The organism is Streptomyces sp. JJ38 (assembly GCF_019303475.1).
GTDB lineage: Bacteria > Actinomycetota > Actinomycetes > Streptomycetales > Streptomycetaceae > Streptomyces.
The window spans coordinates 20,757-42,181 of the sequence record NZ_JABLSI010000038.1; the positions used below are offsets into that span (position 1 = coordinate 20,757).

Genomic DNA, 21,425 nt, shown 5'->3' on the forward strand with positions numbered 1-21,425 from the left:
GCACGGGGATGACGTCCCCGCTCACGGACGCCGGAAGACGGCGAACATGGCGGGCAGGTCGGAGGTCGACGCGTCACCGGGGAAACGCACGCGGATGGCCGAGTCCCGGATGGACTCCTCCTCCCACAGCGGGCCGAACGCCGCGCGGAGGTCGTCCGGCGCCAGCGGGCTCATCCGCGAGGTCACCTGCTGCGGAACGCCGATCGCGGCCATCCTGGCCTTGACCACCTCGCGCCCCTCGGCGCTGAAGGCGAGGACGAAGACGCGACCGCCGGGCCGGCAGGCGGCGTGCAGCGTCGTGGCGTACTTCCGCCGCTGCTCCGCGTCCAGCACGTGGAACAGCCCGCTGTCGACGACGGTGTCGAACCGGTCCGCGTAGGCGGACAGGTCGGTGGCGTCGGCGACGGCGAAGGTGGCGGTGACACCCCGTTCCGCGGCCCGCTCCTTCGCCTGCTGGATCGCCTCCGGAACGGCGTCGAGGCCGGTGACGGAGAATCCCTCGGAGGCGAGGTAGATGACGATTTCACCGGTGCCGCAACCGATATCGAGAACCTCGCCCCGAATCGCCCTGGACCTCACCAGGTCGACCACCTCGGGCTGCGGCTCTCCCATGTCCCACGGGGCCCGCTTGGCGAACTTCTTCGGGTCGCCGTACATCTGCTTGTTGTAGCCGATGACCTCGGACTCTCCTGCCTCTGATTCGCTCATGGCGGCCATGGTCCGAGGCTGCTCAGACCTTGTCAACAAGCGGGTGGGTCATGCGAATCAGACCTTGAGTGAGCGTCGAGAAGGGCTGGTTTTCCCAGCGCGGTACGAGTCGTTTTCGAGTGGCATTCGATCGAATCTCGGCCATCTGGCGAAATCCGTTCGGTTCGGCCTCGAGTCAGAAAGTACCGGGAAGCGAACCGGAATTCGGCCGAATGTTCGGAGAGGCGCGCGGTGGCGCGTGGGAACGGGAGGGGAACGGCGCCCGCCGGGACGCGCCGCCCGTCGCGCCCGGCCCCCGACGCGGCTGAGGGCGTTCGCGCCCGCCCTCAGCCGCGTCGTCAGCTCTGGTTGAAGAAGCCGCCCTCGGCGGGACGGCGGTCCTGTCCGCTGAGGATCTGGTAGGCGTTCGGCGTGAGCAGGAACACCCGGTTGGCCACCCGCTCGATGGAGCCGCGCAGCCCGAACGTGAGGCCCGCGGCGAAGTCGATGACGCGCTTGGCGTCACTCGACTCCATCGCCGTCAGATTGACGATCACCGGAACGCCCTCCCGGAACAGCTCGCCGATGTGCCGGGCGTCCCGGAAGCCGTCGGGGGTGATGGTGGCGATCCGGGTGCCCGCGTCCTGGGCGTCCGCCGCCGTCGCCCTGATCCGCGGGTCCGTGGCCCACGCGTCCCGCACGGCGTCACCCGGCTCCGGCTCCTGCCCCGCCTCTTCGGCGTAGTCGTCGTAGTACCGCATCTCGCTGTCGTCGACGAGGCCCAGCCAGGCACTCGCCTTGCGCACCGATCCCATGGACGCCTCCTCTCGCATGCGGTCGTACCGTCCGCACGCCTATCGTCGTCCATGATGCGGATGGTGCGCCAAGCGGATATACGTCGCGAGCATGTTTCGTGACAGTTCTGCTGCACACATCATGCCTTGTGGAGCTGCGGTTGTGCGGTATACGGGTGGTGAAAGACAGAAAGATCACGGACGGCCGCCGGGCGGGTGAGCCGACCGCCGGGCGGGTGAGCGCCGGAGCGCCGCAGAACTGATGCGCCGTCATGGGGACGGTGGCACATGCCGGCAGGGCGATGGCGTCTCCTTCGTCCGGCCGGCGGCGCCCCGGAAAGGCTCTTCGCCCACGGTGTGAGTGCGCGTCAACTCTGTGCGTGTGCTGTCCCGGGAGGGGTTCTGACGCCGCGTCGGTCCGAGGCCGGCCGCCAGGGGTCGTTGTGCGGCGGGCGGCGGCCGCGTCGAGCACGCGCGGTGGCTCACCGCCGCGCGGCCCGGTCTGTGGCAAGTTGAACGCATGAACGCCGAAATGTCATCGAACCCGTACAACACCGACCCGGACTCCGCGAACGTCGCGAATCCCATGGCGCCCGGATCCTCCGCCGTGCAGCAGTGGCAGGAGTGGCACCAGCAGCGTCTGGAGACGGTCGTGGCCCCTTACGGGCCGCTCTCGGTGACCGGCACGTACTGGCTCGCGCAGGCGGACGACGCGGGCTGGATCGAGGGGCTGCCGGGGCAGTGGCGCGAGACGCCCGACGGCTCCGGGGTCGTGCTGCACGCCGACGTCCTGGACGACCTGTCGGTCGCCGGGGAGCCGCTGATGGGCGAGCGCACCCTCGGCACGAGTGCCGGTGGTGCCGAGCACGCCCGGATCACCTGGGGGGACCGTCGGCTGGAGCTGCTGCGGAGGGAGGGGCAGTGGGCGGTGCGGGTGCACGACCCCGGCGCGCCCGCCCGGCGGGAGTTCACCGGCATCAGGACGAGTCCGTACGACGCCCGCTGGGTCCTGCCCGGCGTCTTCGAGCGCTACGCGGAGACGCGGCGCGTGATCGTGCCCAACGCGGACGGCCGGGAGCGCGGCCTGGACCTCGGCGGGGAGATCCGGTTCACCGGGCCGGACGGCGGTGCGCACACCCTGCGGGTGTCGGTCGTGGGCAGCGGGGCGCTGTGGGCGGTCTTCGCGGACGGAACCAGCGGGCACGGCAGCTACCGCTTCCGCTTCCTGCGCACCGGGGCCCCCGCGCCCGACCACTCCGTCACGGTCGACCTCAACCGCACGACGCTGCCGCCCTCGGCGTTCTCCGAGCACTTCCTGTGCCCGTTCCCGCCTCCGGGGAACACGCTCGGCCTCGACGTGGCGGCGGGGGAGCGCGACCTGGTCTCCTGACACCCTCGACCCCGGGTCGTGGACCGGATTACGGTGGAGTTGGCGTTTTCGACCGATATCGCCGTATTTTCTCCTGGCGGGAGGCAGCGATGGTCGTCGAGGTGGCGGCGGTGGTGGCAGCCGTCTGCGCGGTCTACTTCCTGGCCGCCGCGCGGGTCATCAGGCAGTACGAGCGCGGGCTGGTCTTCCGGCTCGGGCGCCTCCGCCCGGAGGTCCGGGAGCCCGGCTTCCGGATCATCGTTCCGGTGGTGGACCGGATGCAGAAGGTGAACCTCCAGATCGTCACCCTGCCCGTCCCCGCCCAGGAGGGCATCACCCGCGACAACGTCACCGTCCGGGTGGACGCGGTCGTCTACTTCAAGGTCGTGGACCCGGCCGACGCCATCATCCGCGTCGAGGACTACCGGTTCGCGGTCTCCCAGATGGCCCAGACCTCGCTGCGCTCCATCATCGGCAAGAGCGATCTGGACGACCTGCTGTCCAACCGCGAGAAGCTGAACCAGGGGCTGGCGATCATGATCGACAGCCCGGCCGTGGAGTGGGGCGTCAACGTCGACCGGGTGGAGATCAAGGACGTCTCGCTGCCCGAGGCGATGAAGCGTTCCATGGCCCGGCAGGCGGAGGCCGCCCGCGACCGCCGGGCCCGGGTCATCAACGCGGACGCGGAGCTGGAGGCGTCCAAGAAACTCGCGGAGGCGGCCCAGCAGATGGCCGCCACCCCGGCGGCCCTGCAGCTGCGCCTGCTCCAGACGGTGGTGGCGGTGGCCGCCGAGAAGAACTCGACACTCGTCCTCCCCTTCCCCGTCGAGCTGCTGCGCTTCCTGGAGCGAGCGCAGGGCGGGCCGCCGCCGGAGGCCGACGCGGCAGCCCGGGGCGCCGCGTCGGGCGGATCCGCGGAGGTGACGCGGGAGCCGGAGGCGCCGCGTCACGAGGCCGACGAGCCGGAGCTGCCGGAGGTGCCCGGGGTGTCGGAGCTGCCGGGTGTGCCGGGCGTACCGGAGGTGCCGCCGCCCGAGAGGCCGGAGGGCGGGTCAGGGGCCGACCGCTGACTCCCCGCCCCCGGCAGGGGCGCGGGGAACCGCGCGATCGGCCATGACACACCCGCACGCCCCGACATGCGGGGAACGGGCAGTCCGCCCAAGCCCGCCGCCGTGCCGTGGCGCTGGGCTGGCCGGCCCCGCGCCTCGGCGCTGGGCCGGCCAGCGCGCGGGGTCCGGCCGTCGGCCAGGCCTCAGCTCAGCTCGGCCGCGACCAGCTCGGCGATCTGCACGGCGTTCAGGGCCGCGCCCTTGCGCAGGTTGTCGTTGGACAGGAACAGGGACAGCCCGTTCTCGACCGTCTCGTCCCGGCGGATGCGGCCCACGAAGCTCGGGTCCTGGCCCGCGGCCTGCAGCGGGGTGGGGATCTCCGACAGGGCGACGCCCGGTGCCGCGGAGAGCACCTCACGGGCACGCTCGGGGCTGATCGGCCGCTCGAAGCGGGCGTTCACCTGGAGCGAGTGACCGGTGAAGACGGGCACGCGCACGCAGGTGCCGGACACCTTCAGCCCGGGGATGTCGAGAATCTTGCGGCTCTCGTTGCGGAGCTTCTGCTCCTCGTCGGTCTCCTCCAGGCCGTCGTCCACGATGGAGCCCGCGAGCGGGAGCACGTTGAAGGCGATCGGGCGCTTGAACTTGTCCGGCGCCGGGAAGTCCACGGAGGAGCCGTCGAAGGTCAGCTGGGCGGCGTCCGTCTCGACCGCCTTGCGGACCTGGCCGTCCAGCTCCGCCACCCCGGCCAGGCCGCTGCCGGACACCGCCTGGTAGGTGGCGACGACGAGAGCGGTGAGCCCGGCCTCGTCGTGCAGCGGGCGCAGCACCGGCATGGCCGCCATGGTGGTGCAGTTCGGGTTGGCGATGATGCCCTTCGGCCGGTCCACGGCGGCCTGCGGGTTCACCTCGGAGACGACGAGCGGGACCTGCGGGTCCAGCCGCCAGGCGGAGGAGTTGTCGATCACGACGGGGCCGGCCGCCGCGACCTTGGGGGCAAGCTCCCTGGAGGTGGCGCCGCCGGCGGAGAAGAGGACGATGTCCAGGCCCGAGTAGTCGGCCGTCGTGGCGTCCTCGACGGTGACCTCGCCGTCCTTCCAGGGCAGCGTGCGACCGGCCGAGCGGGCGGACGCGAACAGGCGCAGCTCCTCCACCGGGAAGTTCCGCTCCGCCAGGATGTCGCGCATAACGCTGCCGACCTGGCCCGTGGCTCCGACGATGCCGATCCTCATGGGGCTCCTTCGTTCTCGACTCGTGTCCCGACGCTGGCCCCTACCCTGCCCGAGGCGCCCTACGGCCTGCCAATCGTTTGACGTGCGTCACATCGGGTGAACACCCGGCGGACCGTGGTGCGGGCACACACCTCCTCCATGGTAGTCAGCGCCCGCGGGAATCCGTTGGTGGCGCCGTACGGACCCCCGCAGGGCGGGTGTTCCGCGGCATAACGCCGACATAGGATCGACGGTGACCGCTGGAACGCAGGGCCGACGAAGGGCCACGCCGTGAGGGAACGCAGCCAGCCCCAGCCGTACGACGCCGTCCCCCGCTCCGACTTCGGGCTGGGCCTCCACCACGTCCAGCTCACGCTGCCCCCGGGGGACGAGGAGCTGTGCCGTACGTTCTACGTGGACGTGCTCGGCATGACGGAGATCCGCAAGCCCCCGGAGCTCGCCGCGCGAGGCGGGCTGTGGGTGCGCGCCGACGGCCTGGAGATCCACCTCGGCGTCGAGGATGACTTCCGGCCCGCGCGCAAGGGCCATCCCGGAATCCTCGTCGCCGACCTGGACGCGCTGGCCGCACGCCTCACCGACAAGGGCGTCGTCGTCGCCTGGGACGACGCCTTCCCCGGCCGCCGCCGCTTCTACGCCGACGACTGCCACGGGAACCGCCTGGAGTTCCTCGGTCCCGAGGAATGACGCTCCGGGGCATCGCTCCGGGAGTGACGCCGAGGAGTGACGACACCCCGAGAGGGAGGACGAACGATGACCGAGCGCAAGCCCCCCGGAGTCTCCTTCGAGTCCTTTGTCGACCAGCAGATCCGTGAGGCCGCCGAACGCGGCGCGTTCACCGGCCTCACGGGTGCCGGCAAGCCGCTGCCCGGTGCCGACGAGCCCTATGACGAGAACTGGTGGATCAAGCGGAAGCTCCATGACGAGGGGGTGTCCGTCCTGCCGCCGGCGCTCGCTCTGCGCAAGGAGGCCGAGGACGCCCTCGCGGCCGCCCGCGCGGCCCGCTCCGACGCCGAGGCGCGGCGCATCCTGCGGGAGATCAACGTCACGATCGAGGCCGCCCTGCGCCGGCCGCTCTCCGGCCCTCCGCTGAACCTCACCCCGTTCGACGTCGAGCAGGTCGTCGCGGAGCGCCGCGCCCGCGACACCGGGGGCTGACCAGGCCCTCCGGGCCTCCGGAGCCGACCAGAGCCACGCCCCGGGCCGTGCCGCACGGCCCGGGGTTCTCTTCGCCCGGCCGTTCGAACGTCCATTCGAAAACGGGGTTAAGGTGGAAGGAGAGAGCCGGCGAGAGTCGTAGGCAGGGGGTGGCTGGTGTGGCGAGGAGACGCGGATGTCTGGGTTTACGCATCTGCACGCCGTGTCCGGTCTCTCCGTCCGGTACGGCGCCTCACACCCCGAGCGGCTGGCCGAGCGGGCCGCCGAGCGGGGCATGGACGCCCTGGCCCTGACCGACCGGGACACCCTCGCCGGGGCCGTGCGGTTCGCCGACGCCTGTGAGCGCGCCGGGGTGCGACCGCTGTTCGGCGTCGAGCTGGCCGTCGCCGAGCCGCCCGGCGGGACCGGGGGCGCGTCGGCGCCCGGCGTCGGTGCGGTCCGGCGGCGTACCCCGGTGCGGGGCGGGGCCTTCGTGGCCGAGCCGGCGCACCGCGTGGTGTTCCTGGCCCGCGACGGCGCCGCCGGCTGGGCCGAGCTGTGCCGGCTGGTGAGCGCCGCCCACAGGGACACCACGGCGGGCGCCCACGCGGGCGCGGGCGAGCGTCCCGTGCTGGGCCCGGCGGACGTTCCGGCCCGTGGCGTGACGGTCCTGCTCGGCCCGGGGTCGGACGTCGGCCGGGCCCTGGCCGCCGGCCGGCCGGACCGGGCGGCCCGGCTGCTCACGCCCTGGCGGGACGTCTTCGGGGACGCCCTGCGGCTGGCGGTGGACGGCTCGGCGCCGCGCCGCGAGGCGGCCCGCATGCTGGGGCTCGCCGCCGAGCGGGGTGTCGTCCCGGTGCTGACCAACGCCGTCCGGTACGCCGACCCCGGCCTCGGCCCCGTCGCCGACGTGCTCGACGCGGCCCGCACCCTGGTGCCCGTCGACCCCGCCCGCGGGCTGGACGGCGGCGAGCGCTGGCTGAAGGGGCCGCGGGAGATGGCGCGGCTCGCGCAGGAGATCGCCGAGGCCGCGGGCTTCCGCCGCGACCTCGCGCACCGGCTGCTGGCCCACACCGAGGAGAGCGCCGCTCAGTGCCGCGTCGACGCCGGCGACGACCTGGGCGTCGGCAGTGCCCACTTCCCCGAGCCGCATCTCGTCGGGGCCGGCGCCCGTACCGCCGACCGGGTGCTGCGCTCGCGCTGCGCGGCGGGGATGGTGGCCCGCCGCTACGACCGGGACCGCCGCCGCTGGGACCGGCTGGAGGAGGAACTGCGGGTCATCGAGCGCCACGGTTTCGCCACCTATTTCCTCACCGTCGCGCAGGTCGTGGACGACGTCCGGGCCCTGGGCGTCAGGGTGGCGGCCCGCGGCTCGGGGGCGGGCTCGCTGGTCAACCACCTGCTGGGCATCGCCGCCGCCGACCCGGTGGAGCACGGCCTGTTGATGGAACGGTTCCTCTCCGAGCACCGCGCGGCCCTCCCGGACATCGACGTCGACGTCGAGTCGGCCCGGCGGCTGGAGGTCTACCGGGCGATCTTCGAGCGGTTCGGCGAACAGCGGGTGGCCACCGTCGCCATGCCCGAGACCTACCGGGTCCGGCACGCGATCCGGGACGTCGGCGCGGCGCTCGGCATGGACCCGGCCGAGGTCGACCGGCTCGCCAAGGCGTTCCCGCACATCCGGGCCCGCGACGCCCGCGGCGCGCTCGCCGAGCTGCCGGAGCTGCGCGGCCTGGACGCCGAACGTCACGGTGCCCGGTTCTGGGGGCTGGTCGAGGCGCTGGACGGGCTCGCGCGCGGGACGGCCATGCACCCGTGCGGCGTGCTCCTGTCCGACGCCGGGTTGCGCGCCCGCACCCCGGTGGTGCCCACCAGCGGCGAGGGCTTCGCCATGTCCCAGTTCGACAAGGACGACGTCGAGCGGCTCGGACTGCTCAAGCTGGACGTGCTCGGGGTGCGGATGCAGTCCACGCTGGCCTACGCCGTCTCGGAGATCGAGCGGGCCACGGGCCGCCGCCCCGACCTGGACGCGCTCGACGTCGCCGGGCCCGGCGACGAGCGGACCTACCGGCTGATCGCCGCCGCCGAGACGCTGGGCTGCTTCCAGATCGAGTCACCGGGCCAGCGCGACCTCATCGGCCGCCTCCAGCCGTCCACCTTCCACGACCTGGTCGTCGACATCAGCCTGTTCCGTCCCGGCCCCGTCGCCGCCGACATGGTCCGGCCCTTCATCGCCGCCCGGCACGGCCGCACCCCGCCGAAGTACCCGCACCCGGACCTGGCGGACGCCCTGCGCGAGACCTACGGCGTGGTGGTCTTCCACGAGCAGATCATCCGGATCGTCGACCGGATGACGGGCTGCGGGAAGTCCTTCGCCGACGAGACCCGGCGGGCGCTGGCCGATCCGGACCTCCAGCCGCGCATCCGGGCCTGGTTCGAACGGGAGGCGGCGGGGAACGGCTACTCCCCGGAGGTCATCGCACGCACCTGGGAGATCGTCGAGGCGTTCGGCGCCTACGGCTTCTGCAAGGCGCACGCCGTCGCGTTCGCCGTCCCCACCTACCAGTCCGCCTGGCTGAAGGCCCATCACCCGGCAGCGTTCTACGCCGGGCTGCTCACCCACGACCCCGGCATGTACCCCAAGCGGCTGCTGCTCGCGGACGCCCGGCGGCACGGCGTCCCCGTCCTCCCGCTGGACGTGAACCGCTCCGACGTCACCTATCGGATCGAACTGGAGTCCGAATCACGGCGTTGGGGCGTGCGCCTCGCGCTCGGCGAGGTGCGCGGCATCAGCGAGGCGGACGCCGCCCGCATCGCCGCGGGACGGCCCTACCGCTCCCTGCACGACCTGCTGGAACGCGCCCACCCGCCCCGCCCCGTGGCCGAGAACCTGGCCAGGGTCGGTGCGCTGGACGCCTTCGGGCCCAACCGGCGCGATCTCCTCCTGCACATCGCCGAGCTGCACCGGGGCGGCCGCCGCCCGGGGAGTGGCGCCGGGCAGCTGCCCCTCGCCCTGGACGTCCGGGGCGGGGACGGCGAAGGGGGCAGCCCGCACGAGGCGGGGCCGCCCCCCGCGGGACTGCCCGACCTGGACCGCGACGAACGCCTCGGCGCCGAACTCGGGGTGCTCGGCCTGGACGCCTCCCGCCACCTCATGAGCGACCACCACGCCTTCCTCGGCGAGCTCGGCGTCCGCCCCGCCCAGCGGCTCACCGCCGCCCGGCACGGGGAGACGGTGCTGGTCGCCGGAGCCAAGGTCGCCACCCAGACCCCGCCCATCCGTTCCGGAAAGCGCGTCATCTTCGTCACCCTCGACGACGGCACCGGCCTGACCGACCTCGCCTTCTTCGAGGACAGCCACGCCGCCTGCGCCCACACCGTCTTCCACTCCTGGCTGCTGCTGGTGCGCGGCGTCGTCCAGCGGCGCGGACCGCGCAGCCTCAGCGTCGTCGGCGCCGCCGCCTGGGACCTGGCCGAGCTGGTCGAACTGCGCCGCACCGGCGGTCTGGACGCCGTCGCCGCCCGGCTCGCCGAACAGCCCGGTACCCGCCCCGCTCCCGGCGACCGGCCCACCGCCCCGAACGAGGACGCCCCGAACGAGGACGCCCCGAACGAGGACGCCCCCGCGGAGGCCGCGCCCCGGCGCCGCATCCGCCTGGCGACCGGGTACGAGCTGCACCCCTGGGCCGACCTCCAGCCCGCCGGCGAGTCCCCCAAGCACGCGGGCCCCGGCACACCCGCGGGCCCCGGCCGCAAGTTGTGGCACTCCAGTCCCGGAAGCGCGGGGTGATCCGCCATGGGCGACGTGCTGTACGTCCACTTCGGTCCCGGCTGCACCGAGGAGCGCTACCCCCTCCTCCTCGACCTGCTCGCCGACATCACCCCCGTCGTGCAGGCGCTCCCCCCGGACGCCGCGCTCGCCGACGTCCGCGGTGCCCTGCGCTACTTCGGCCGCACGGCGACGGAGCTGGCCGAGCTGGTCCGCGTCCGCGCCCTCGCCCTCCACGCCGTCCCGTGCACCGTCGGAGTGGCCGGAAATCCGCTGCTGGCCCGGATGGCGGCGTACGACGGAGAGCCCGGCCGGGTCCGGTCGGTTCCCGACGACCCCACCGCCGTCGCCGACTTCCTGGCGGCCAAGCCCGTCGCGGCCCTCTACGGCGTCGGCCCCGCGACGGCCCGGAGCCTCGGCGCCTACGGTCTGGACACGGTGGGCCGCGTCGCCGCCGCGTCCCCCGCCACCCTCCAGCGCATCCTCGGCGCGACCCCCGCACGCCGGCTGCGGGCCCGCGCCCGGGGCGAGGACCCCGTCCCGGTCGTTCCCAGCGCCCCCGCCCGCTCGGTCGCGGCCGAACACCGCTTCGGCCGCGACGAGCTGGACGCCGACGTCCGCCGCCGCGCACTGCTGACCCTCGCCGACGACCTCGGCTACCGGATGCGCGCCGACGGCCAGGTGGCGCGGGCCCTCACCCTCACCGTCCGGTACGCCGACCGCTCCACGACGACCCGCACCCGCGCCCTGCCCGAACCGACCGCCCACACCCCCGCGCTGACGGCCCTGGCCTACGCGCTGCACGACGCGCTCGGCCTCCAGCGGGCCCGGGTGCGGGCCCTCTCCCTGCGCGCCGAGGACCTCACGGCGGCCGACCTCGCCTCCCGGCAGCTCTCCCTCGACCCGCGGGAGGAGAAGGCGCACCGGGCCGAAGCCGCCGCCGACCGGGCCCGGCACCGCTTCGGCGCCACCGCCGCTCACCCGGCGAACCGGCTGGGCGACGCGGCGTGAGCGGTGCCGCCGACGCACCCGTCGTGCGCCCTCTGCGGGCCCCTACAGGGCGCCCTGGCGCCAGGGGCCGGTGATGGCCAGGGTGATGCCGGGGCTCTGGACGTTGACGAACAGCCAGTTGCCGTTCTTCGGCTCGAAGCACGCACCGGCCCACTCCGAACTCCGGTAGTCGCCCGGCCGCACGTCCTTGCCCGCCGTGCCCCCGCGCAGGTCCACGGCGTTGGCGGCGAAGCGGAAGATCTCGCCCTCGGTGGTGAGGCCGTGGACATACTCCGTGCCGCCGCCGTCCTCGCACAGCACCAGACCACCGCGCGGGCTGACGCACATGTTGTCGGGGGCGTTCAGCACCTCGGCACCGGGCGACGCGAACAGCACCCGGAACCGGCCGGTGGCCGGGTCGAGCTCGAACACCTGGCCCTGGCCCGCCGGGCCGCCGTTGGTGGAGATGACATAGATACGGTCGTTGCCGTACCAGGCGCCCTCCAGTCGGCCGAACACCGCCGCACCGCGGGCCTGCGCCTGCCTGCGCACGGTGTCCTCGGCCGGGTCGGCCTCGTCGACCGGCACCCAGGAGACCGTGCCGTAGGAGCGCTCGCCGTCCCTGCGGGTGTCGTAGGCGGCCTCACCGATGCTCAGGGCCTCCAGCCGGCCGCCCTTGGCCAGGTCGCCCGGCACGGTGGGCACGAAGCGGTACAGGCAGGCGTCGCCGCGGTCCTCGGTCTCGTAGACGTGGCCCGTCGCGGGGTCGACAGCGACGGCCTCGTGGTTGAACCGGCCCATCGCGGTCAACGGCCGCGGGTCGCCCTTGCCCTCGCAGGGCACCTCGAAGACGTACCCGTGCCGCTTGCCGGCCCGGGTCTCGAAAGTCTCCTCGCAGGTCAGCCAGGTGCCCCACGGGGTCGGGCCGCCCGCGCAGTTGCGGACCGTGCCGCCGAGGCTGCCGTAGGACTCCAGCCACCGGCCCGCGTCCGGGTCGAAGACCAGGTTCGAGGTGCCGCCTCCTGCCTCCGGGTTGTACGCCGGGGACGTGAACGCCTCGCCGTCGCGCCGCTCGTGGTTGCGCACGAGGTGCACGCGGTCGCCACGCCGGAACGCCGCCATGCCGTCGTGCGAACCCGGGGTGCGCACCCCGTCGTCCATCAGGTCGTTGGTCCACCCGTAGGAGATGTACTCGAAGCCGCGCGGCAGCATGAGCAGCTCCAGGCCGGTGGCCTGGTCCCTGACAGGCCGCAGTGGGCCGTAGCCGGGGTCGAACTCGAACTTCGCCGGAGCGGCCGAGGCCGTGCGGGCGGAGAGCGCCGAGAAGGCGACGCCGGCCGCGGCCGCCCCCGCCGCGCCGCGCAGGAAGCCACGCCGCTCGATGCCGTCTTGGGCGGGCTGCCGGTCGAGGTGGTCCGTCATGAGAGATCGTCTCCTAGGGTCACACGGTGGATCCGCGGGGGGCGGTGGCCTCACCCTAGGAAGGGGCCCACAGCCCTGTGCCCCAACGGAAGAAGGCCGTTGTGCGAACCTTCCCCGACTCCCCGGTACCGCGCCCTCCGCCCGTCGGGGCCCCGCCGCACGGGGCGCGGTGTGCGAGGCTGCCGCCATGACGACCAGGCACATCGCCCTGCTCCGCGGCGTCAACGTCGGCGGCCGCCGCCGGATCTCCGCCGTCCGGCAGCGTGAGCTCGCTGAGGCCCTCGGCTACACCGACGTCCGGGTCCACCTCCAGACCGGGAACATCGTCCTGTCCGCCTCCGACGAGCACACGCCCGCCCGGGTCGCCCAGGAGCTGACGGCCGCGATCGAGGCCGAGCTCGGCACCGCGGTCCCCGTGGTCATGCGCACCCCGGAGGAGCTGTCCGCCGAACTCGCGGCCAACCCGTACCCCGAGGCCGTGGCCCGTCCCGCCTCGCTGCACTGCCTCTTCCTCTCCGCCGCCCCGCCCGGCCCCGCGCCCCTCGCGGACCTCGACGCGTCCGCTGACGCCCCCGACTCCTTCCGGCTCCTCGGCCGCACGGTCTACCTGCACTGCCCGGGCGGCATCGGCCGCTCCCGCCTCGCCTCCAGGGTGACGCGGACGGTGGAGCGTGCCGGCGTCGTCGCCACGGCCCGCAACTGGAACACGGCGACCAGGCTGCTCTCCCTCGCCCAAGGCTGACCGGGTCACCACAGGGCCGCCGGGATACTCCATCGGGTCTGCCGGGCTCGCTCGGGCGGGTGAGGTATCGGAATGGCGCCCGGAAGCGCGCGCCGTCGTCCCCCCATGCTCGTTGCGGCGCATGAGCCCGGGGTGACCGGCGACGGCCTTCACCCAGGCCCGCTCCCGGAGCCGTGCGCCGATGACCGCTCACATCGGAGGAGAGACCGTGTTGAAATCCGTGAAGACGACCGTCGCCCTGACGGCCGGCGCCCTGACGCTCGGCGTGCTCGGTGCCGGGCCCGCCCTGGCCGGTGACGAAGAGGCGAAGGCGACCGCCCAGACCGTTCCGACGGCCGCCGGAGCGGTCGAGGAGACTGCCGACCACACCGCCGAGGCCGCGGCCCACGCCCGCTGGGGCAAGGTCATCGCCCGGACCGGCCTGAACATCCGCAAGAGGCCCACCACCCACTCCAAGATCGTCGGCGGCCTCCCCTACGGCGCCAAGGTAAAGATCATCTGCAAGGTGAACGGCCAGACCATCAAGGGCAACCCGCGCTGGTACAAGCTCGCTCACCACAAGGGCTGGGTGACCGCCCGCTACGTGAAGAACCTCAACTACATCCCCTGGTGCCGCCACTGACCGGTGGGCACACCGGCCGACGGGCCCGGGAGACGCGGCATCGCGCCTCCCGGGCCCGTCGCCGTCCCGCCCCGTCGCCGGCCCCGGCGCTCTCCGGGAGCCATGCGCGTATCCCCGGTGTCACGGACGGGAGTTAAGGTCGTGGGCGAAAGCCCAGGCACCGCGACCCGGCGCCGCCCCGGACCGCCGTCCCCGAACACCGCCCGCTGGAGAGCCCCTTGGCCCTGCACGTCACCATCGACCCGTCGTCGGCCGCCGCCCCCTACGAGCAGCTGCGCGCCCAGATCGCCGAGCAGGCCCGCTCGGGACGGCTGCCCGTCGGCTACCGGCTGCCGACCGTGCGCGGCCTGGCAGCCGAACTCGAACTCGCGACCAACACGGTGGCCAAGGCCTACCGCGTCCTGGAGAGCGACGGCGTGATCGAGACCCGCGGCCGGGCGGGCACCTTCGTGGCCGCCGCCGCGGACGCCGCAGCCCGGGGCGCGGCGAGCGCGGCCCAGCGGTACGCCCACGACGTCCACCGCCTCGGGCTGGACCACGACGCCGCGCTCACCGCCGTCCGCGACGCGCTCCGCGCCGTCTACGACGCCGACTGACCCACCGCCCGGCGGCTCACAGGTACAGACCCGCCCCCGCGGGGCCGCTCTGCACGGGGACACCGGCCGGCGCCGAGCCGCGGCGCAGGGCGTACAGCTCGGCGAGCGTGGCGCCCTCCGGGCCGACCCCCTCGGCGGTACCCAGCCACCCCACGGCCTCGGCGCGGGTCAGCGGACCGACCTCGACCCGGGCGAGACAGCGTCCCGGCCGGACGACGGCGGGGTGCAGCCGCTCCAGGTCCTCGTTGGTGGTGATGCCCACCAGGACGTTGCGGCCCTGCCCGAGCAGGCCGTCCGTCAGGTTCAGCAGCCGGGACAGCGCCTGCCCGGCCGCGTGCTTGGCCTCACCGCGGATCAGCTCGTCGCAGTCCTCCAGGAGCAGCAGCCGCCAGCGCCCCGGGCCGCCGTCGCCGTCGTCCTCGCCGATGGCGATGTCCATCAGGTAGCCGATGTCGTTGAACAGCCGCTCCGGATCGAGGACGCAGTCCACTTGGCACCAGTCGCGCCAGGCGCGGGAGAGGGTGCGCAGAGCCGAGGTCTTCCCGGTGCCCGGCGGGCCGTGCAACAGCAGCAGCCGGCCGCTGATGTCGTCGGGGGTGAGCTTCATGAGGTCGCCGAGCGCGTCGGCGACGGGCGCGGTGTAGTTGCCGCGCACCTCCTCCCAGGAGCCGGCCGAGATCCGGCGGGTCGTGCGGTAGGCGCCGCGCAGCGGTGAGACGTACCAGAAACCCATGGCCACGTCGTCGGGCTGCGGTTCCGGTTCGTCCTCGGCGCCGTCGAGCGCCTGGCGCAGCCGCTCGTCGGCGAGTTCCTGACTGACGGCCGTGACGGTCACGTCGGCGCGCCGGGGCCAGCGGGAGACGAGCACCGTCCACCCCTCGCCCTCGGCCAGCGTGCAGCGGCGGTCGCCCTCCCGGAAGGACCGCAGCACCCGGGCGTCCGGCGGCATCAGCGTGCTCGTCTTCTTCGTGCGCTCGACGGAACGGCCCTGGGCGAAGGGCTGGGCACCGGTGACGAAGCGGGTCAGGAACAGCGCGTCGATGACGTCGGCGGGGGAGTCGGCGTCGTCCATGGTGAGCCGGACGGGCAGGCCCGCCTCCGGCGGTTGGGCCGCGGGCAGCCCGGCCCCGCCGGGCCGTGGCGCGGGCGGGCGGACGTCGGTCGGTGCGGCGTGGGGCTCCTCTGGCGCGTTGGGCATGCCGCCCATGATCCGGCACCCGGCCGTCCCGCGCACGTGTGTTTCCGAAGCGTTCCCCGCCCCCGCCCCCGTCGGTCGTCGTTACGCTGAGGGAGTGGCAGAACACGCAGCGGTAGGCCAGTTGGTCCGCAGAAGGCTGTTCGGGGTCTCCGCGGCGGGAGCCGTCGCCCTCGCCCTGTCGCTGGCCCTGTGCGCCGCGCCGCCGGGCCAAAGTGACGACGGCGGACCGCCGGGCGCGACGTCCGGCGCCCCGGGGCCCGCCCGGCCGGAGCTCGGCTGGGGCTTCACCCACACCCGGTTCAGCGCGGACGCCGGGGAGGAGGAGGCCGTCGGCCGGGTCACGAAGGCCCTCGCCCCGCACCGGCTGCCACAGGTCCAGCACCTGATGGGCTGGGGCGCGGAGAATCCCGAACCCTCTCCGGGACGTTACGACTTCGAGGCGCTGGACAGCCGTATGGCCTTCGTCGAGGAGTCCCACGGCGTGCCGGTGCTCACCCTGTGCTGCGCCCCCGACTGGATGAAGGGCGGCCGCCCCGGAGAGACGGACTGGAGCCGGCTGGAGGAGGCCCCGGAGCCGGAGCACTACGCCGACTTCGCCCGCCTCGCCGCCACGGTGGCCAGGCGTTATCCACGGGTGCGGCACTTCCTGGTCTGGAACGAGTTGAAGGGCTTCTTCGACGACACCAAGGGCCGCTGGAACCACGAGGGTTACACCGAGCTGTACAACCTGGTGTACGACGCGGTGAAACGGGCCCGCCCCGACGCGCTGATCGGCGGGCCCTACGTCGTCCTGGACACCGTGGATCCGGACGACAGCCCCCACGCCTCCCCGCTGCGGGGGCCGTGGGGCAGCGTCGACCGGCGGTCGACGGCCGCGCTCACGTACTGGAACACGCACAAGCGCGGCGCCGACTTCGTTGTCGTGGACGGCTCGTCCTACACCAAGGACGGTCGCTTCCTCCCCGACGTCTTCGGCGCCACGGAGATGTTCACGGACGTGACGCGCTGGGTGCGCCGGGAGACGGGGCTGCCGGTGTGGTGGGCCGAGTGGTACGTCGAGCGGGGGGACGAGCGCGACCGCCGCGACGGCTGGAGCGAACCCCGGCGCGTCGCCGCCCACGCCTCCGCCCTCGTGGCCATGGTGCGCGGCGGCGCCACCACCGGCTTCTACTGGAACCCGCAGACGTGGCGCGGCCGCTGCCCCGGCTGCCTGTGGACGGGGACCGCCGACGCGGACGGCGGCGGCACCCTGCCCATGTTCGACCTGCTCACCCGGTTCGCCGCCGCCTTCGGGCCGGGGGCCGAGCTGCGCGGACTGCCGGACGAGCAGCCCGAGGGCGTCCTGCTGCTCGCGAGCGAGCGGGCCGTCCTCGCCGTCAACCAGCGGCCCGGCCCCGTGCGGGTGAGCGTCGAGGGGCGGGCGCTGACCCTCGACGGCTACGAGGTGCGCTGGCTGGAGAGCTGACGGTCCGCTCCGCGGCTCACACCAGCGTCACGAGCCGCAGCAGCAGCGAGCCGAGGGCCACCCCGAGCAGCGGCATGGTGAACCACCACAGGGCAGACAGCCGAGCCGACCGCGGCGGACCGGGCGGCAGGACGGTCCGCCGCACCTCCCGCCAGGCCAGCAGGCCGAGCGCCAGCACGGTGCACAGCGCTCCCGTCACCGACCAGTTGTCCCAGGTCACCAGTGGACCCGGGGCGCCCGCCCCCGGCCCGGCCACGGCGGCCGGCGCCTCCCGGGGCGGATCGCGCAGCGCGTAGAGGACGGCGTCCGGATCGCTGAACACCCGGCGCAGCTCTACCCGTCCGTCCAGCGCGGCGCGCAACTCGGCGGACCAGCTGGCCGGATAGCCCGCGTCCAGCCGCAGATACTCCGACTGGCCCGCGTTCACCACCAGCCGGGCGCGCGGCCCGGCCGTCCGCAGGGCGGCCACGAGCGCGTCCGTGCGTCCCGGGTCCCGGGGCGCGAGCAGTGGCACGTAGCGCACCCGTTCCATGTCCCGGGCGCCCCATGGCAGCGCCGGGGTGACGTTGACCTCCGGGTCCGTGCTCAGCCACAGCAGCGCGGCCGACGGCCGGTCGTGCGCGTACACGTACTCCATGGCCGCGACCTCGCCCGGACGGACCCGCTCGAAGCTCTCGTTCCCCCACCGGGCCACCAGGAAGCCGCCCATGAACAGCAGTCCGCACAGCAGCACCGCGCCCGGTGCCGCCCATCGCCCGCCCCCGGGCCGCCCGCCCCCGGGCCGCCCGCCCCCGGGCCGCCCGGTCTCCGGGTGCGGGAAGAGCGCCAGCGCCGCCAGCACGCACGCGCCCGGGGCCGCGAAGAGGAAGACCCGCAGCGCGATCTCACCCCCGTAGGACTGGAGGGCGAAGGCCAGGAACGGCACCGCCGTGAGCACCGGCAGACAGCGGTCGGCCCAGCCCGCCCGGCGGCGGCGCAGCAGCCCCGCCACGGCCAGGACCATCAGCCCGGCGGCCAGGCCCACCCGGGTGTGCAGGACGAGCCGGTGGAGGCCGCTGCCGCCCTCGATCCGCCCGGCGACGGAGGAGGACACGTTGTCGCCGAAACCGCCCAGGCCGCCCAAGAGTTCGTCGAAGTGACCGACCCAGTACGGCTCGGCGAGGAAGCCGACCCAGCTCACCACCAGCAGCGCCGCGAAGAGCGGCAGCCCGCGGGGCGCGAGCCGCCGCGCCGCCAGCAGCCCGCACAGGAGCCCCAGCATCACGAACGGCGTGAGCTGGTGAGCCGAGACGGCGGCCGTGAACAGGGCGAGGAGCACGCACAGCAGCACGGCCCGGGTCGGGCCGGGAAGGGCCGGGACCGTCGCCTCGCCCGGTCTCCGGCCCGCCGGGCCCGTCCGGCCCGGGCCCGGCGGGCGCGCCGTGTCCCGCCCTCCCCCCGCGTCGGGCCGGAACCACACCAGCAGGATGGCGGCGAACGAGAGGTAGAGCAGGTAGGTCAGGCTCTGCGGAGAGAAGTAGTCCTGCCCCACCCAGCCGGTCAGCACGAAGAACCAGACCGCGCACCACTTCGCCCGCCAGTGCGCGCGCACCGCGCGGAGCAGCAGCGCGAAGGGCGCGAGGCAGAGGAGTTGCACGGCGGTCGGCCACCAGCGCAGTACCCCGGTCAGGTCGTCGACGCCGCAGGCCTGGGCGAGGAAGGCCGCCAGCGCGAAGAAGCCGGGCCAGCTCCACCGGGCGTCCAGCTCCGGGGCGGCGGCGCCCGTCCGGTCGATGAGGTCGAGGAAACCCAGGTGCTGCCAGGCCGTCGCGAAGCGGGGCTCCGCCTCCACGAGGGCGGGGACGGCGTGCAGCGAGACGACGGTGAGCAGCAGGACGAGGGTGAGCAGGGCCCGGTGCTGGCGCGGCTGGACCAGCGTGAGGGCGAAGCAGGCGACGAGCGCCGCGGCGCCCAGCAGTGTCGCCCCGGGCAGGACCGAGACGAGGCCGAGCCCGCCCATGGCGTCCAGCTCGGGGGTGCCCAGCTCGCGCAGCGGGACCCAGTACAGGCCGGCCGCCGCGACCGGAGCCGCCCACAGCAGCGTCGTCCACGGGCCGGGGGTGGGCAGGCGGCCGCGCCCAGGGAGCCGCCACCGGTGGCCACGCGGCAGCAGGGAGGTGGGGAGGTCGGCCAGGTCGCCGTCCGGCGCGGGCGTCGTGGCGCGCGGCCTCGCGCGGCCACGGACACGGGTGCCGGGACCGGAGCCGGAACCCGAGCCGAGCGTGCTCCGGAGCCGTACCAGCGCCACCAGCGCGACGGCCCCGAGACTGATCAGCTCGGCCAGGCCCGCCCCGACCAGCCCCAGCGGCGGCAGAAGCACCACCGTCAGCACCAGCACCAGCGCGCACAGCGCCCCCTGTAGCCAGGCGAGCCCGGCCGTGCGGCTACGGGCCCGCAGGACCGCGAAGTACACCTCGATCACCACCCGCAGCAGGGCTCCGACGGCGTAGCAGCGCAGCAGCCCGGTGGCCTCGGCCGCGTATCCGGGGCCGAAGACGCCGAGGATCCGCGGCGCGAAGACGAACAGCCCCGCGCAGACCGGGACCATGATGCGCAGCATGCGGCGCAGCGCGGCCCGGCAGTGGGCGGCGAGCAGCGCCGGGTCGTGCGCGCCCTCCACGGTCAGCGAGGCACCCATGTTGACGGCCAGGAGGTTCACCGTGCCGGCGATGGTGATGGTGATGTAGAAGTACGCGTTCTGCGCCGCGTCGACCCGCGCGGCGACGAGCACCGGCACCAGGTAGACGACGGCCAGCGAGAACAGCGCGCCCGTGGAGTCCCCGGCCAGGAAGCGTCCCATCTCCCGCCAGGAGGCCGGGCGGGCGCCGGCCGCCGTGGCGGCCACGTGCCGGGGCACGAGCCGGTACAGCACCAGCCAGCCGAGGGGGAGGACGGAGACGGCGATGGCCGCCGCCCAGGAGACGAACACCCCCGCCGTGGGGACCGCGGCCGCGAGCACCACCAGCAGGGCCAGCTTGGTCACGGAGAAGGCCGTATTGCCCACCGGTACCCAGGCGGCGCTGCGTAACCCGGTCAGCACCCCGTCCTGGAGGGTGAGCAGCGACCAGGCCACGACGGCGAGGACGAACCCGAGCCCGGGCAGCCAGCCGTCCAGGAGCCGGAAGGACGGCCCCCACAGGTCCAGGGTGAGGACGAAGAGCACGGCCGCGGAGGCGACCACCGCCGCGCCGCCCGCGTAGACGCGCACGACCAGGGCGCGGGTCGTGCGGCCCGCCACCGGGACGAAGCGGGCCAGAGTGCCGAGGAGGGTGACGGCGGTCAGCCCGGCGAGCAGCTTCATCGCGGCGATGGCCGCCGAACCCTGGCCGACGGCCGCGTCCGTGTAGTAGCGGGCGGCCACCAGCCAGTAGCCCAGGCCGAGTACCGCGCTGACCCCGGTGTTGAGCATCAGGGCGTAGGCGTTGCGGAAGAGGTGGCGTCCGGGCTCCGCCGCGCCCCGCGGCGGCGGGCCCGGTCCGTCCTGCGGGGAGGGCGGGCCGGGGTCCCCAGCGGTCTTCGTCGCGGCGTCAGCCACCGGTGAGCCGTGCCTTTCCGGCCGCCGCGCGGGTCCGGCGCACGACCGCGTAGCCGCGGGTCAGCAGCCGGTCCCGGGCGAAGCCGCGGCCGAGGCCGACGCCGTCCACCATGCGGGTGAACTCCGAGAGTGTCGTGGTGCGTCGGACGGTGAGCCGGGCGAGCGCGTACGGGCCCTGCCGCCGTGGATCGGCCAGCGCGTTCCGCACGGCCAGCGCCTGGCCGAAGCCGGCGGAGCGCACCGCCTCCCGCACCCGGCGGCTGGAGTAGCCGAAGGGGTAGGCGAAGGAGACCGGCGACTGCCCCAGGGCCTCGGCCAGCAGAGCGCGGCAGTGCCGCACCTCGTGGCGCAGCCGGGCGTCGGGGAGCTGGTCGAGTTGTGGGTGGGAGTGGCTGTGGCCGCCGATCTCCACCCCGCCGGCGGCCAGTTCCCGCAGCTGCGGCCAGCTCAGCATCGCGTCCGGCACCGCCTGGGCCTGCCGGGGGCCGCGCAGCCATCCGGTGGCGGCGAAGAGCGTCGCGGGGAAGCCGTGGCGGCGCAGGGCGGGCAGGGCGTAGCGGTGCACTCCCGCGTAGCCGTCGTCGAACGTGATCAGCACGGGCCGTTCGGGCAGCGGACGGCAGGAGCGCCACGCCGCCGCCAGTTCGGCCGCCGTGAGGGGAGTGTGCCCGCGGTCGGCGAGGACCTCGACCTGGGCCGCGAACGCCTCCGGGGACACCGAGAGCCGCAGCGTCTCGGTGGTGGGGAAGCGGGCCACGTTGTGGTACATGAGGATGGGTACC

At 74.4% G+C, this 21,425-nt stretch carries 17 protein-coding genes; 10 read left to right on the forward strand and 7 right to left on the reverse strand.

Annotation, left to right across the window (positions count from 1 at the left end; all coding sequences use genetic code 11):
* Nucleotides 1-21 precede the first annotated feature (21 nt).
* Both HPT28_RS19800 and HPT28_RS19805 read right to left on the reverse strand, forming a co-directional pair.
* Nucleotides 22-708, reverse strand: coding sequence for a class I SAM-dependent methyltransferase (locus tag HPT28_RS19800; RefSeq protein ID WP_219092497.1), 687 nt, complete (start codon nt 706-708; stop codon nt 22-24).
* A 338-nt stretch (nt 709-1,046) separates the two neighbouring features.
* The gene (locus tag HPT28_RS19805; RefSeq protein ID WP_219092498.1) at nt 1,047-1,502 is read right to left on the reverse strand and encodes a cell division protein SepF; all 456 of its coding nucleotides are present in this window, start codon (nt 1,500-1,502) and stop codon (nt 1,047-1,049) included.
* Between the two features lie 565 nt (nt 1,503-2,067).
* Between HPT28_RS19805 and HPT28_RS19810 the strand changes: the two genes are divergently transcribed.
* Together HPT28_RS19810 and HPT28_RS19815 are read left to right on the forward strand one after the other, a co-directional pair.
* A complete protein-coding gene (locus HPT28_RS19810; RefSeq protein WP_257578974.1) occupies nt 2,068-2,871 on the forward strand; it encodes a DUF1684 domain-containing protein in 804 nt (267 codons plus the stop codon).
* A gap of 89 nt (nt 2,872-2,960) precedes the next feature.
* On the forward strand, nt 2,961-3,920 hold the full coding sequence (locus tag HPT28_RS19815; protein WP_219092499.1) for a slipin family protein: 960 nt from the start codon (nt 2,961-2,963) through the stop codon (nt 3,918-3,920).
* 182 nt (nt 3,921-4,102) lie between these two features.
* Here the strand turns inward: HPT28_RS19815 and HPT28_RS19820 are convergent, their stop codons facing one another.
* The gene (locus HPT28_RS19820) at nt 4,103-5,131 is read right to left on the reverse strand and encodes an aspartate-semialdehyde dehydrogenase (protein WP_219092500.1); all 1,029 of its coding nucleotides are present in this window, start codon (nt 5,129-5,131) and stop codon (nt 4,103-4,105) included.
* A gap of 327 nt (nt 5,132-5,458) precedes the next feature.
* On the opposite strand from HPT28_RS19820, the gene HPT28_RS19825 reads away from it, so the two are divergent.
* The 4 genes from HPT28_RS19825 (at nt 5,459) to HPT28_RS19840 (ending at nt 11,045) form a co-directional block, all read left to right on the forward strand.
* Nucleotides 5,459-5,815, forward strand: a complete 357-nt coding sequence (locus HPT28_RS19825) for a VOC family protein (RefSeq protein WP_219092519.1) — start codon at nt 5,459-5,461, stop codon at nt 5,813-5,815.
* Nucleotides 5,816-5,881: 66 nt separating this feature from the next.
* Entirely contained in the window at nt 5,882-6,286 is a 405-nt protein-coding gene (locus tag HPT28_RS19830; RefSeq protein ID WP_219092501.1) for a DUF1992 domain-containing protein, read from the forward strand.
* 175 nt (nt 6,287-6,461) lie between these two features.
* Nucleotides 6,462-10,055: a DNA polymerase III subunit alpha gene (locus tag HPT28_RS19835; RefSeq protein WP_219092502.1), complete on the forward strand. Its 3,594-nt coding sequence runs from the start codon at nt 6,462-6,464 to the stop codon at nt 10,053-10,055.
* Nucleotides 10,056-10,061: 6 nt separating this feature from the next.
* Nucleotides 10,062-11,045, forward strand: a complete 984-nt coding sequence (locus HPT28_RS19840; protein WP_219092503.1) for a hypothetical protein — start codon at nt 10,062-10,064, stop codon at nt 11,043-11,045.
* Between the two features lie 42 nt (nt 11,046-11,087).
* Here the strand turns inward: HPT28_RS19840 and HPT28_RS19845 are convergent, their stop codons facing one another.
* Complete coding sequence (locus HPT28_RS19845; RefSeq protein WP_219092504.1) at nt 11,088-12,446, reverse strand: alkaline phosphatase PhoX; 1,359 nt, start codon at nt 12,444-12,446, stop codon at nt 11,088-11,090.
* Between the two features lie 187 nt (nt 12,447-12,633).
* Here HPT28_RS19845 and HPT28_RS19850 point away from each other — a divergent pair, with 187 nt between their 5' ends.
* The 3 genes from HPT28_RS19850 (at nt 12,634) to HPT28_RS19860 (ending at nt 14,406) form a co-directional block, all read left to right on the forward strand.
* The gene (locus HPT28_RS19850; RefSeq protein ID WP_219092505.1) at nt 12,634-13,188 is read left to right on the forward strand and encodes a DUF1697 domain-containing protein; all 555 of its coding nucleotides are present in this window, start codon (nt 12,634-12,636) and stop codon (nt 13,186-13,188) included.
* Nucleotides 13,189-13,396: 208 nt separating this feature from the next.
* Nucleotides 13,397-13,810, forward strand: a complete 414-nt coding sequence (locus HPT28_RS19855; RefSeq protein WP_219092506.1) for an SH3 domain-containing protein — start codon at nt 13,397-13,399, stop codon at nt 13,808-13,810.
* A 218-nt stretch (nt 13,811-14,028) separates the two neighbouring features.
* On the forward strand, nt 14,029-14,406 hold the full coding sequence (locus HPT28_RS19860) for a GntR family transcriptional regulator (RefSeq protein ID WP_219092507.1): 378 nt from the start codon (nt 14,029-14,031) through the stop codon (nt 14,404-14,406).
* A 16-nt stretch (nt 14,407-14,422) separates the two neighbouring features.
* Here the strand turns inward: HPT28_RS19860 and HPT28_RS19865 are convergent, their stop codons facing one another.
* Entirely contained in the window at nt 14,423-15,478 is a 1,056-nt protein-coding gene (locus HPT28_RS19865) for a DUF5925 domain-containing protein (protein WP_257578976.1), read from the reverse strand.
* A gap of 247 nt (nt 15,479-15,725) precedes the next feature.
* Here HPT28_RS19865 and HPT28_RS19870 point away from each other — a divergent pair, with 247 nt between their 5' ends.
* Entirely contained in the window at nt 15,726-17,069 is a 1,344-nt protein-coding gene (locus HPT28_RS19870) for a xylan 1,4-beta-xylosidase (RefSeq protein ID WP_219092520.1), read from the forward strand.
* A 16-nt stretch (nt 17,070-17,085) separates the two neighbouring features.
* On the opposite strand, the gene HPT28_RS19875 is transcribed toward HPT28_RS19870, so the two are convergent.
* Both HPT28_RS19875 and HPT28_RS19880 read right to left on the reverse strand, forming a co-directional pair.
* Complete coding sequence (locus tag HPT28_RS19875; RefSeq protein WP_374226988.1) at nt 17,086-20,643, reverse strand: lipopolysaccharide biosynthesis protein; 3,558 nt, start codon at nt 20,641-20,643, stop codon at nt 17,086-17,088.
* Nucleotides 20,636-21,412, reverse strand: a complete 777-nt coding sequence (locus tag HPT28_RS19880) for a polysaccharide deacetylase family protein (RefSeq protein WP_219092522.1) — start codon at nt 21,410-21,412, stop codon at nt 20,636-20,638. The genes HPT28_RS19875 and HPT28_RS19880 overlap by 8 nt, the downstream gene beginning before the upstream one ends.
* Nucleotides 21,413-21,425: the final 13 nt, after the last annotated feature.